Consider the following 11478-nt stretch of genomic DNA (forward strand, 5'->3'; position numbering starts at 1 on the left):
GGTGATCATGCTGGCCCCGGTCGTGGTGGTCGCCGCGCTGGTAATCCGCACGGTAGCATCAGCGCAGGAGGCGAAAGGCAAGAGACCGCCGCTGGTGCCCATTTTCGTGATCGGATTTGTGGCGCTGGCTGCACTTCGCAGCACCGGTCTGGTGCCCGAGATCATCGTCGAGATTGCATCCGAAGCGTCCCGCTGGCTGCTGGTGGTCGCAATCGCCTCGGTTGGTTTGAAAACCCAGCCCAAGGACATTCTGAACGTCGGTTTACCCGCCGTCGCCTTGCTGGTTGCCGAAACAGCGTTTCTTGCAGCGCTGGTCGGGATCGCGCTCGGCTTTCTGCCGTTGGCGGGCGCAGGTTGAGAGAGCTTTTCGCGAAGACGAACCGCCGATGCGTCGCTGCCAATTCGCGATGGCAGTCCCACCCCAATCGTCAGACGGAGACTTTCGTCAACAGCGCCTCGCGCGAAATCGTTTCCTTCTGACCCGATAGAATGACCTCGCCCCGCCGCAGGACAACGAAGTTGTCCCCCAGGTCATAGGCGAACTGGAAGAATTGCTCGACCATGACGATCGCCATCTGTCCTTCTTTACGCAGCACTTCGATGACGCGGCCAATCTGCTGGATGATATTGGGCTGTATCCCCTCCGTAGGTTCATCCAGCAAAAGAAGTTTCGGCCGGGTAATCAATGCCCGGGCTATCGCAAGCTGTTGCTGTTGACCGCCTGACAGGTCACCGCCGCGGCGGGCCTGCATGTCCTTCAGGACGGGAAACAGGGCATAGATTTCCTCAGGCACGCGTCTTTGATCGGGGGACAGGCAATTGAACCCGGTCTCAAGGTTTTCCTGCACCGTCATGAGCGGAAATATCTCACGGCCCTGCGGGACGTAACCGATGCCCTTCTGCGCCAGAAGATGCGGCGGCAGGATGCCCAGTGCACTGCCGTCCAGCGTGACGTCCCCTCCTGATCGGGGGTGCACACCGGCGATTGCCTTGACAAGGCTGGTCTTGCCCACCCCGTTTGTCCCCATCACGCATGTCACCTGCCCCTTCGGAGCCTCAAGAGAGACCTCGCGCAGGATTTGCGAATGGCCATAATGCAGCGACAGGTTTTCGACCTTAAGCATGATTTATCGCCCCAGATAAACGTCGATAACGTTCTTGTTTGCCGTGACATGATCCAGCGAGCCCTCCGCCAGCACGGACCCTTCGTGCAGCACCGTGACCCGGCAATCCAACCTGCGTACGAATTCCATGTCATGCTCCACCACCACGACCGCGCGCGTCCGGGCGGCTTCGACCAAGAGGGCCGTGGTGTGTTCACGCTCCGCCGGGGTCATGCCTGCCGCGGGTTCGTCGACAAGAAGCAATCGCGGTTCTTGCGCAAGCAGCATACCGATCTCCAGCCATTGCTTCTGGCCATGGCTGAGTTCCCCGGATTTCCGCAGGAGCGCGTCTGAAAGCCCGATCTCGGCAGCCAGCGCCTCCACCCGGTCAAGATCCGCCGCAGTGGGCCTGTAGAACAACACCGCGAAAGGCCCCCGCGCTTTTCTGAGTGCCAGAACCAGATTTTCCTGAACGGTCTGATCCTCGAAGACCGATGGCTTTTGAAACTTGCGGCCGATACCGACCCCGGCAATGTCTGCTTCGGACAGGCCCCGGAGGGACAGGCTCTTTTCGCCCCAAAGAATATGGCCCGTGTCCGGCTTTGTCTTGCCGGTGACAATATCCATGAAGGTGGTCTTTCCCGCGCCGTTCGGTCCGATGATCGCGCGCATCTCGGCCTCGCCGATGCGGAAGGACAGGTTGTTGATCGCACGGAACCCGTCAAAGCTGACAGACACGCCGGAAACCTCGAGCAAGGTGGTCATTCGGTTGCCTCCTTCTCACGCAGTGACCCTTGGTCTGGGCCCAGATCGGCGCCGTGCCGGTCGGGGCTGAAACGGTGGCTGAGCAGATCAAAAAGCCCCCCGATGCCTTTGGGTGCGAAAAGAGTGACGAGCACGAAGGAAAGACCCAGTACGACAAGCCACCAGTCGACCCACTTGACGGTGTAGAAGCCCAGCGGGATGTCGGGGGCCTGCCCGCCGGTGAACCACGAAGAAACAAGGCTCACGAAGGCCGCGCCGATCACCGCGCCGTAGATCCGTCCGCGTCCCCCTATCGCCACCCAGACCGCAAGATAGATCGATGCTATGGGGGCGATCTCGGCCGGATTGATGATACCGGCCTGCGGGTAATAGAGCGCCCCCGCGATCCCCGCCATACAGGCGGTCACGGTAAAAATCGTCAGCTTGTAGGTTTCGACGGAATAGCCGAGGAATCGCACCCGCGCCTCGTTGTCGCGTATCCCCCTCAGGACGGAACCGAACTTGCCCGAAACCACCCATGCGGCCAGCAGATACCCCATGCCCAGTGCCAGGGCGGACCCCCAGAGGAACCACAGTGACACCAGCGACTGCGGGACGTGATCCAGCCCCGGCAGGTTCTGCAGGCCGGACAGACCGTTATTGCCGCGCAGGCCGCTGTCATTCTGGAAGAGGTAGAGTGCCAGCGCCAACGTCATGGCCTGTGTCAGGATCGACAGGTAGACGCCTGCCACGCGGCTGCGGAAGGCCAGCCAGCCGAACGCCAGTGCCAGAAGGCCCGGCACCAGCACGACCAGCAGCAACTGCACGAAGAGCGAATCCGCAAAGGCCCAGACCAGCGGGAAGTCCGAACTTCCCACGACGCCGAAAATCTGATTGCCGATGGCATCGGAAATCTCCTCCGGGGTCGGGGGGATCGGTGCGTCGGCCAATGCCTCCACGACGATATCGCGGGTCCGCTCGTACATCAGCCACATGCCGATCATGTAGCCGCCCAGTCCGAAGAAGGCGAAGTGCCCCAAAGACAGGATGCCGGCATAGCCCCAGACAAGGTCCATCGCGATGGCAGCCAGCGCCAGACACAACGTCTTGCCCAGCGTCTTGACGAGGCTGGTCGATATCACCCCGATGCCCAGCCCTTCGGAAAGAACCGTGACCGCGACCGTGAACAGCGCCAGAAGCAGAACGAAAATGATCGTGGACGGGTGACGCATCAGGAAACCGTGTGGCATGGCCTTAGTCCCCCGCCGCCCTGCCGCGCAGCGCAACGATGCCGCGCGGCCGGAACTGGATGAAAATGATGATGAAGATGATCATGAAGGTCTGCGCCGCCAGCGTGTTGGACGGGTTGAACCATTCGATGCCCTTTTGCAGGAAACCGATCATACCCGCCCCCGCAAGCGTGCCCCAGATATTGCCGACCCCTCCGACAACCACGGTCATGAAGCTCTGGACGATGTATTCGCTGCCAAGCTCCGAGGTGACTTTGGCAAAGAGGCCAATCGCCACACCCGCCACTCCGGCGATGCCCGACCCCAGTCCGAAGGTCAGCATGTTCACCCGGTTCGGGTTGATGCCCATGCTGGCGGCCATCGCAGGGTTCTGGGTCACGGCCCGGGTCTCCAGCCCCAGCCGGGTCCGGCGCATGATATAAAGGTAGATCGCCAGAAACACCCCGGCCAGAACGAAGATCGCGATGCGGATATAGCTGATCGACACGACATCGTTCAGCACCCATGCACCGTCCAGCCAGCCCGGCGCGGTCAGGGGCCGGGCCTGTGTGCCGAAAACGTTCTTGGCCAGCTGCTGGAGGGCGATGGACACCCCGAAAGTCGCCAGTAGCGTTTCGAGGGGACGGTTGTAGAGCCACCGGATCACCAAACGCTCCAGCGCCACGCCGGCCGCGAAGGTCACGGCAAAGGCCAGGGGGATGGACAGCAAAATGCTCAGAGTGTGATCCGGCACGACCTGCTGGACCACATAGCCGGTATAGGCCCCCATCATGATGAACTCGCCATGGGCCATATTGATGACGCCCATGACGCCGAAGGTGATGGCAAGCCCGATTGCCGCGAGAAAGTAGATCGACGCCAGCGACATCCCGTCGAGGAACAGATCAAGCGTCCGGTTCAGGCCGACACGCAGATCGATGGACCGCATCGCTTTCAACGCCGCGTCGGTGACGGCGGGCGAGGGCTCGGCGAAGAGGCGCAGGAAACTGTGCCGGGCCAAGGTCTCCGCCATGGCGTCAGGCGTGGGTTCGGGCGGAACAAGCCCTTCCGCCGCGAGCGCCGCATAGGCGCGTGATCTCGCAGGTTGGCTATCCAGTTGGTGAACCGGGACACCGCCCACAAAGCCACCCTGAATATGCTCGGCAAGGGCGCTGCGTATCGCGTCCGGGGCGATGCGCGGCGGGCCCATGTCAGCGGCGACCAGAATGTCATAGGCGGCGATGGCTGTGATCTGTTCGCCGGGTTCCAACCTGCTTGCGATATTGACATCAGAAGGCGGTTCGCCCGCAAAGACGGCAAGGCGGGTTTCCAGTAGTGGATTGAGCGTGGCGCGCACATCCACCCCGATGTCGCGTGACATCTGATCGATTGCCGCGATGCGACTGCTTTCATCCGGATCATAGGCAATGGTCAGCAAACGTTCTGCGCGCTGCTTCATCGCCTTCAACTCCGGGTCGTCCTCCATGGGGATCGAAGCGCGCAGCGGTGCAAGCAGATCGGCCGCGGGATTGCGCTGAATCGAGGTTAATGCAGCCCATCGGCGCCGGGGATCAGGGTCCTGCAACTGGAACTGGACCAGCGCGGATCCGAGCAGGGCGCGAATGCCGCTGTTGGGCTTGATCTGGTCGATGTCGGATTTTTTCGCGCTGCCTGCCTGTTCCCCACTATCAAGGTCGATCAGTGTATAGTTGCCATCCTCCGCCTTCTCGACGCGGAAGAACACACCATCCGCCACACGCCGCCACATCTTCTTGGCCTGCCATGTCTGCAGCACGACCTGGGCCTGGGGCAGACCACTGTCAGCGATTGCGGCAATAGCCGGCGCAATCGAGGTACGCGAACTTTCCATGATCAGCGCGGCCTGCTCCTGCAGGATGTCCTGCATTGCACGGTCCTGGGCGAGCGTCAGCGTGCAACTGAAGAGCAAGGCAATGCCTGCGAGGATGAAACGAAGCATGTGTGGGGGTCCCGAATTGCCGGAAGGGCGTCACCCTTCCGGCGGTCAGCGATCAGTAGTTCGACAGCGTCTGCACGCAGGTCTTGGTTTCGGTGTTGTACATACCGCAGCCAAGGTCTTTCCAATCCGAGGTCAGAACGGCGCTTTCCGGCAGGAAATCCGTCCAGGCGTCGCCGGGCACCTCGGCGGTCTGGCTTACGATATCGAACTGGCCATCTGCCTGAATTTCACCGATCAGCACAGGCTTGGCCAAGTGGTGGTTGGGCAGCATCACCGCCGTGCCGCCGGTCAGGTTCGGAAATTCCTGGCCGTACATGGCGCTGCGAACGGCATCAACATCGGTGGTGCCTGCCTCTTCGACCGCGTTCACCCACATGTTGAAGCCGATGTAATGCGCCTCCATCGGGTCGTTGGTCACGCGGTCCTCGCCCATCTTGGCTTTCCACGCGTCGATGAAGGCGGTGTTGGCGTCGGAGTCGGCGGATTGAAAATAGTTCCACGCGGCCAGATGCCCCACGAGGTTGGAGGTATCGAGGCCCGAAAGCTCTTCTTCGCCGACCGAAAAGGCCACCACGGGAATGTCGTCAGCCGAGATGCCGGCAGCGGCCAGTTCCTTGTAAAAACCGATGTTGGCATCGCCGTTGATGGTCGAGATAACGCCCACCTTCTTGCCATCCGCACCCAGTGCGACCACGTCGGCCACGATCTTGGACCAGTCCGAATGGCCGAACGGCGTATAGTTCACGAAGATATCGCCGTCCGCGACGCCCTTCGACTTGAGATAGCTTTCCAGAATGTTGTTGGTGGTACGGGGGTAGACATAGTCCGTTCCCAAGAGCGCGAATTTCTCGACGCCGATCTCATCGAGAAAGTAGTCGGTCGCGGGGATTGCCTGCTGGTTGGGGGCCGCCCCGGTATAGAATACGTTGCGCGAGCTTTCCTCGCCTTCATATTGCACAGGGTAGAAAAGAAGACCGTTCAGTTCCTCGATGACCGGCAGAACCGACTTGCGGCTGACGCTCGTCCAGTTGCCGAAGATGACGTCCACCTCCTGCACGGTCAGAAGCTCGCGTGCCTTTTCGGCAAAGAGCGGCCAGTCGGATGCGGGATCGACCACAGCGGCCTCAAGCTCACAGCCCAGCAGACCGCCCTTTTCGTTCTGCTGCTCGATCAGCATCAGCATCGTGTCTTTCAGGGTCGTTTCGGAAATGGCCATCGTGCCCGAGAGCGAATGCAGGACGCCCACCTTGATCGGGCAATCCGGGGCGGCGAAGGCGGGTGTCGTCAAGCCGGCGGCGAGCAGCGCGCCTGTCATTGCGGGGTTGAGAAAGTTCATGATGGTCTCCTCGCAGGGCTGGCGGATAAAACCTTGCGCAGTTGCGCAGCGTCCCATACGCCGTCCCTGCAACTAAATGTTGCAATCCGTGTGGTGGCCGGTTCGGGGTCCAATTCGTCCGGCTGCCACACACCTTCCCCGGGTTTGAGCCTTCGGGGTCATGGCAGGGTCAGCTTTGCCGCGCCGCAGCAGAAGATACAGACATCCTCACAGTTTTGCCGCCGCGCCTGCGAAAGGGTGCGTAATATTTGAGCATGTGGGGTGAGTTGCGATTACATTTTGAGCATCTCCAGACAGCGCCCCGCCGGTATCACGCTATTCGGTGACTCGGTTTTGGCCTTGTGATGATGTCGCATCATCCAAACGCCGGACGGAGCAGCCGCGATTACACGATCAGACATCATATCACCCCCCCGCAGCGGGCCGCGCCAGCCCCGCGCCATCGGCAGCCTTTCGTTCTCGGCCAAGGCGCGGGCGGGTGGCTCCGTACTGGACGATCTGCATCAATCGGGCGCGATGAAGGTGCTTTTCCCACGGCCTCGCGGAGACGGCCTGCAGGCGATCGTGATCAATACTGCAGGTGGTGTCACGGGCGGCGACAGGTTCGCCCTGACTGCCCGCGCGGCGGAAAACACCCGGCTGGGCATCACGACGCAGGCCGCCGAACGGCTCTATCGTGCGCAATCGGGGCAGGGTGCCGTTCTGCACAACCGTCTATTCGTTGCACGCGGGGCCCGGATGGACTGGTTGCCGCAGGAAACCATCCTTTACAACGGCTGTGACGGTGCCCGTGAACTCGCCGTCGAACTGGAGCGGGACGCCAGCCTTCTGCTGGTCGAGCCGCTTATATTTGGCCGCGCAGCCATGGGCGAGAGCCTGACTGCCGCCCGCTTTTCAGACCGGATAGACATCCGCCGCAGGGGCCGGCCCCTGTTTCTCGACGCGATGCGGCTGCAGGGCGATCTCGCCGCGCATCTGGGCGCCGCCTTCACGGCAGGCGGCGCGGGGGCACTGGCCACAATTGTCTATGTGGCACCCGACGCCGAAGCCTATCTGCCGCGTCTTCGCGCCTTGCTGCCCGAAACAGCGGGCGCGACACTGATCGGACCCGATCTGCTGGTCTCCCGCATACTTGCTCCCGACAGCTTCGAGCTGCGGCGCTCCCTCATCCCCACCCTGCGCCTGCTCAACGAAGGCGCCCTTCCCCGTACATGGATGACCTGACATGCAACTGACCCCCCGCGAAAAAGACAAGCTGCTGATCGCAATGGCAGCCGAGGTGGCGCGCAAGCGGCTGGCCCGCGGTGTCAGGCTGAACCACCCCGAAGCCATCGCACTGATCACCGATGCGGTGGTCGAAGGCGCGCGGGACGGCAAAAGCGTCGCCGACATGATGCAGACCGGTGCGCAGATCGTCACGCGGGATCAATGCATGGACGGCGTTCCGGAGATGATCGCCGAAGTACAGGTCGAGGCGACTTTCCCCGACGGGACCAAGCTGGTGACCGTTCACAACCCCATTCGATAAGGAGTCTCCTTCATGAAACACGCCCTCATCCCTGCCATTCTGGCCACCCCCGCTGCCGCTCATTCCGGTGCCCATCTCAATCCTCACGGTGATATCTGGGCCATGGGCTTCGCGCTGCTCTTTACCGTTGTCGTGGCTCTTCTGGCCTATGGGCGCCGCAGATGATCCCGGGAGAATTGTTCCCGGCGGCAGGGTCGATCATTCTCAATGCGGGGGCCACTGCGATAACGCTGATGGTCGCCAATACCGGGGACCGGCCTGTACAGGTGGGCAGCCACTACCACTTTGCGGAAAGCAATCCCGCGCTCCAGTTCGACCGCGACAGCGCACGGGGCATGCGGCTGGACATCGCTGCCGGCGCCGCGGTGCGGTTCGAACCGGGCCAGCGGCGTGAGGTCCAGCTGATCCCCTTCGACGGTGCGCGCATCGTCTATGGGTTCAACAAAGCCGTGATGGGAGCGCTCTGATGCCTGCGGAGATCCAACGAGCGGATTATGCCGCCATGTTCGGCCCCACCACCGGGGACCGGCTGCGTCTGGCCGATACCGATCTGATCATCGAGGTGGAGCGCGACCTGACCGGTCCCTATGGCGAAGAGGTCAAGTTCGGCGGCGGCAAGGTCATCCGTGATGGCATGGGCCAATCGCAGGCCACGCGTGCAGCCGGCGCGGTCGATACCGTGATCACCAATGCGCTGATCGTGGATTACACCGGCATCTACAAGGCCGACGTGGGCTTGAAGGAGGGGCGTATCGCGGCCATCGGCAAGGCCGGGAACCCGGACATACAGCCGGGCGTGAACATCATTGTCGGCCCCGGAACCGAAGTGATCGCGGGTGAGGGCCGCATCCTGACGGCGGGTGGTTTCGACAGCCATATCCACTTCATCTGCCCGCAACAGATCGAAGACGCGCTTCATTCCGGCGTGACCACCATGCTGGGCGGTGGCACCGGGCCAGCCCATGGCACATTGGCCACCACTTGCACGCCCGGGCCTTGGCATATCGGGCGGATGCTGCAGGCGGCAGATGCTTTCCCCATGAACCTCGCCTTCGCGGGCAAGGGAAACGCCTCGCTGCCCGCCGCGCTGGAAGAGCAGGTGAAGGCCGGCGCCTGTGCGCTGAAACTGCACGAAGACTGGGGCACCACGCCGGCGGCCATCGACTGCTGCCTATCTGTCGCGGATGCAATGGATGTGCAGGTGATGATCCACACCGATACATTGAATGAATCCGGTTTCGTGGAACATACGGTAAAGGCGATGAAGGGCCGGACCATCCATGCGTTCCACACCGAAGGCGCGGGCGGCGGCCATGCGCCCGACATCATCCGCATCTGTGGCGAGGACCATGTTCTGCCCTCCTCCACCAACCCCACGCGTCCCTTCACGGTAAACACGTTGGAGGAACATCTGGATATGCTGATGGTCTGCCATCACCTCGACAAATCGATCCCCGAAGACGTCGCCTTTGCCGAAAGCCGTATCCGCCGTGAGACCATCGCCGCGGAGGATATCCTGCACGACATGGGCGCGTTTTCGATCATTGCGAGCGACAGCCAGGCCATGGGGCGGGTGGGCGAGGTGCTGATCCGGACGTGGCAGACGGCAGACAAGATGAAAAAGCAACGCGGTCGCCTGACCGAGGAAGCGGGCGAGAACGATAATTTCAGGGTGCGCCGATATATCGCGAAATACACGATCAACCCGGCCATCGCGCATGGCGTATCAACGCATATCGGCAGCATCGAAATCGGAAAGCGCGCCGATCTGGTACTGTGGAACCCCGCGTTCTTCGGGGTGAAACCGGAAATGGTGTTGTTGGGCGGCAGCATTGTCTGTGCCCAGATGGGTGATCCCAATGCTTCCATCCCGACGCCGCAACCGGTCTATTCGCGCCCCATGTTCGGTGCGTTTGGACGGTCGGTAGAAAAAGCAGCGGTCGTTTTCGTCAGCGAAGCGGCGCAGGCCGAGGGCATCGGGGCATCGCTCGGTTTGGCCAAGCAGACCGTTCCGGTCACGAACACCCGGAACATCGGCAAGAAAGACCTCCGGCTGAACGATGCTACACCTCAGATCGAGGTCGATCCCGAGACCTACGAAGTCCGTGCCGATGGCGAGCTGCTCACCTGTGAACCCGCCGAGATGCTGCCCATGGCGCAGCGCTATTTCCTGTTCTGAGAGGTAACATGCCCCCCCTCGTATCCCAACACATACACCGTGCGGGCACGTGGCGCGGCGATCATGACTCCGTCAGTCTGAGTTATGACGCCCGGTTTCTGCGCCGCAGGATGCTGACGACGACCAAGGGGACCCGGTTCCTTGCCGATCTGGCGCAGACCACCTCACTGGATCACGGGGATGCCTTCGAGCTGCAGGGAAGGACCCTGATCGAGGTTGTCGCCGCCCGGGAGGATCTGATTGAAATCACCGGTCCGGATCTCGTGCGGATTGCCTGGCACATCGGCAACCGGCATACGCCCTGCCAGATTGAACCGGGCCGCCTGCTGATCCAGCGCGACCATGTGATCCAGGACATGCTAGGCAAGCTAGGCACGATCACGCGCCAGGTTTCCGAGCCCTTCACTCCCGAAGGGGGGGCATACGGTCATGGCCGCACCCATGGGCATGACCACACCGCCAGCCACGGCCATAGTCATGAACATGAACACTGATCACGTCCTGACACTGGCGCAATGGTTTTCGCCCGCCTATCCGGTTGGCGCCTTCGCCTATAGCCATGGCCTGGAATGGGCTGTGGACTCCCGCGACGTGACAGATGCAGATACGCTTCGTGACTGGGTGCTCACGGCGCTACGGTACGGCGCGGGCGTAGCCGATGCGCTGTTTCTCGCGGCCGCCTTTCGCGCGGACGATCCGACCGACACGGATGCAACCGCGCGTGCTTTTGCGGCCTCCTCCGAACGGCTGGCGGAGTCTGTCCTGCTGGGCGAAGCCTTCTGCCGCGCAACCCGGGGAATCTGGGACATGCCGATACCCGCCCTCACCTATCCGGTCGCCGTTGGTTACGCGGCGGGGCGGGAGCAACTGCCACTGGAGCTGACGCTTCGAATGTATCTTCAGGCCTTTGCTAGCAACCTTGTTACTGCGGGCCTGCGCCTCATACCGTTGGGCCAGACAGAGGGGCATCGGCTGATCCGGGCGCTCACACCCGATTTTGCCGAATTGGCTGAACAGGCTGTACGCGGATCGATCGATGATCTGACCTCCACCGCCTTTTTGTCCGATATCGCATCGATGAAACATGAAACGCAGTATTCGAGGATTTTCCGCACATGACTTCCCTCAACGGCCCCTTGCGGGTGGGCATCGGCGGCCCCGTAGGCGCGGGTAAAACCACCCTGACAGCGGCGCTGGCCCGTGCCCTCCAGGATAGCTATTCCATCGGTGTCATCACCAACGACATCTACACTCAGGAAGACGCCGAAGCCCTGATGCGGCTGCAGATCCTGCCGCAAAGCCGCATCATCGGCGTGGAAACCGGCGGCTGCCCGCATACCGCGATCCGGGAAGATGCCTCCATCAATCTGGCCGCCGTTGC

Annotated in this window: 14 protein-coding genes; 9 read left to right on the forward strand and 5 right to left on the reverse strand. The window is 62.0% G+C overall.

Going from position 1 to position 11478, the window contains the following annotated elements; translation table 11 throughout:
• A partial coding sequence (locus A3728_RS19150; protein WP_150120896.1) for a putative sulfate exporter family transporter occupies positions 1-358 on the forward strand: 358 nt, incomplete at its 5' end.
• A 70-nt stretch (positions 359-428) separates the two neighbouring features.
• Here the strand turns inward: A3728_RS19150 and urtE are convergent.
• Genes urtE through urtA form a run of 5 tightly spaced genes read right to left on the reverse strand, consistent with a single transcriptional unit; the run spans position 429 to position 6369 of the window.
• Complete coding sequence (gene urtE, locus A3728_RS19155) at positions 429-1124, reverse strand: urea ABC transporter ATP-binding subunit UrtE (RefSeq protein WP_067927542.1); 696 nt, start codon at positions 1122-1124, stop codon at positions 429-431.
• Positions 1125-1127: 3 nt separating this feature from the next.
• The gene (gene urtD / locus A3728_RS19160) at positions 1128-1868 is read right to left on the reverse strand and encodes an urea ABC transporter ATP-binding protein UrtD (protein ID WP_067927544.1); all 741 of its coding nucleotides are present in this window, start codon (positions 1866-1868) and stop codon (positions 1128-1130) included.
• The gene (gene urtC / locus A3728_RS19165; RefSeq protein ID WP_067927547.1) at positions 1865-3097 is read right to left on the reverse strand and encodes an urea ABC transporter permease subunit UrtC; all 1233 of its coding nucleotides are present in this window, start codon (positions 3095-3097) and stop codon (positions 1865-1867) included. The genes urtD and urtC overlap by 4 nt, the downstream gene beginning before the upstream one ends.
• 4 nt (positions 3098-3101) lie before the next feature.
• Positions 3102-5054 carry an urea ABC transporter permease subunit UrtB gene (gene urtB, locus A3728_RS19170; RefSeq protein WP_067927550.1) on the reverse strand — a complete coding sequence of 651 codons (1953 nt, stop codon included), beginning with the start codon at positions 5052-5054 and terminating at the stop codon, positions 3102-3104.
• Positions 5055-5106: 52 nt separating this feature from the next.
• Positions 5107-6369, reverse strand: coding sequence for an urea ABC transporter substrate-binding protein (gene urtA / locus A3728_RS19175; protein WP_443069052.1), 1263 nt, complete (start codon positions 6367-6369; stop codon positions 5107-5109).
• A gap of 585 nt (positions 6370-6954) precedes the next feature.
• On the opposite strand from urtA, the gene A3728_RS19180 reads away from it, so the two are divergent.
• The 8 genes from A3728_RS19180 to A3728_RS19210 form a co-directional block, all read left to right on the forward strand.
• Complete coding sequence (locus A3728_RS19180) at positions 6955-7614, forward strand: urease accessory protein UreD (RefSeq protein ID WP_236630565.1); 660 nt, start codon at positions 6955-6957, stop codon at positions 7612-7614.
• Between the two features lies 1 nt (position 7615).
• Positions 7616-7918, forward strand: a complete 303-nt coding sequence (locus tag A3728_RS19185) for an urease subunit gamma (RefSeq protein WP_067927559.1) — start codon at positions 7616-7618, stop codon at positions 7916-7918.
• Positions 7919-7930: 12 nt separating this feature from the next.
• Positions 7931-8083: a peptidase M23 gene (locus A3728_RS22910; RefSeq protein ID WP_150120897.1), complete on the forward strand. Its 153-nt coding sequence runs from the start codon at positions 7931-7933 to the stop codon at positions 8081-8083.
• A complete protein-coding gene (locus A3728_RS19190; protein ID WP_067927562.1) occupies positions 8080-8385 on the forward strand; it encodes an urease subunit beta in 306 nt (101 codons plus the stop codon). Before A3728_RS22910 ends, A3728_RS19190 begins: the two co-directional genes overlap by 4 nt.
• The gene (gene ureC, locus A3728_RS19195; RefSeq protein ID WP_067927564.1) at positions 8385-10097 is read left to right on the forward strand and encodes an urease subunit alpha; all 1713 of its coding nucleotides are present in this window, start codon (positions 8385-8387) and stop codon (positions 10095-10097) included. The genes A3728_RS19190 and ureC overlap by 1 nt, the downstream gene beginning before the upstream one ends.
• Positions 10098-10105: 8 nt before the next feature.
• The gene (gene ureE / locus A3728_RS19200) at positions 10106-10591 is read left to right on the forward strand and encodes an urease accessory protein UreE (protein ID WP_067927566.1); all 486 of its coding nucleotides are present in this window, start codon (positions 10106-10108) and stop codon (positions 10589-10591) included.
• A complete protein-coding gene (locus A3728_RS19205; RefSeq protein WP_067927568.1) occupies positions 10581-11216 on the forward strand; it encodes an urease accessory protein UreF in 636 nt (211 codons plus the stop codon). Before ureE ends, A3728_RS19205 begins: the two co-directional genes overlap by 11 nt.
• Positions 11213-11478 (forward strand): GTP-binding protein (locus A3728_RS19210; protein ID WP_150120898.1); only part of this gene is annotated, 266 nt, incomplete at its 3' end. The genes A3728_RS19205 and A3728_RS19210, both read left to right, overlap by 4 nt.

Origin of the sequence: Sulfitobacter sp. HI0040 (assembly GCF_001634885.1) — a bacterium.
Lineage (GTDB): Bacteria > Pseudomonadota > Alphaproteobacteria > Rhodobacterales > Rhodobacteraceae > Sulfitobacter.

What these genes read in the sequence shown, in the direction of transcription:
- urtE (WP_067927542.1), bottom strand. Translation starts at nt 1,124, where the DNA reads ATGCTTAAGGTCGAAAACCTGTCGCTGCATTATGGCCATTCGCAAATC.
- urtD (WP_067927544.1), bottom strand. Translation starts at nt 1,868, where the DNA reads ATGACCACCTTGCTCGAGGTTTCCGGCGTGTCTGTCAGCTTTGACGGG.
- urtC (WP_067927547.1), bottom strand. Translation starts at nt 3,097, where the DNA reads ATGCCACACGGTTTCCTGATGCGTCACCCGTCCACGATCATTTTCGTT.
- urtB (WP_067927550.1), bottom strand. Translation starts at nt 5,054, where the DNA reads ATGCTTCGTTTCATCCTCGCAGGCATTGCCTTGCTCTTCAGTTGCACG.
- urtA (WP_443069052.1), bottom strand. Translation starts at nt 6,369, where the DNA reads ATGACAGGCGCGCTGCTCGCCGCCGGCTTGACGACACCCGCCTTCGCC.
- A3728_RS19185 (WP_067927559.1), top strand. Translation starts at nt 7,616, where the DNA reads ATGCAACTGACCCCCCGCGAAAAAGACAAGCTGCTGATCGCAATGGCA.
- A3728_RS22910 (WP_150120897.1), top strand. Translation starts at nt 7,931, where the DNA reads ATGAAACACGCCCTCATCCCTGCCATTCTGGCCACCCCCGCTGCCGCT.
- A3728_RS19190 (WP_067927562.1), top strand. Translation starts at nt 8,080, where the DNA reads ATGATCCCGGGAGAATTGTTCCCGGCGGCAGGGTCGATCATTCTCAAT.
- ureC (WP_067927564.1), top strand. Translation starts at nt 8,385, where the DNA reads ATGCCTGCGGAGATCCAACGAGCGGATTATGCCGCCATGTTCGGCCCC.
- ureE (WP_067927566.1), top strand. Translation starts at nt 10,106, where the DNA reads ATGCCCCCCCTCGTATCCCAACACATACACCGTGCGGGCACGTGGCGC.
- A3728_RS19205 (WP_067927568.1), top strand. Translation starts at nt 10,581, where the DNA reads ATGAACACTGATCACGTCCTGACACTGGCGCAATGGTTTTCGCCCGCC.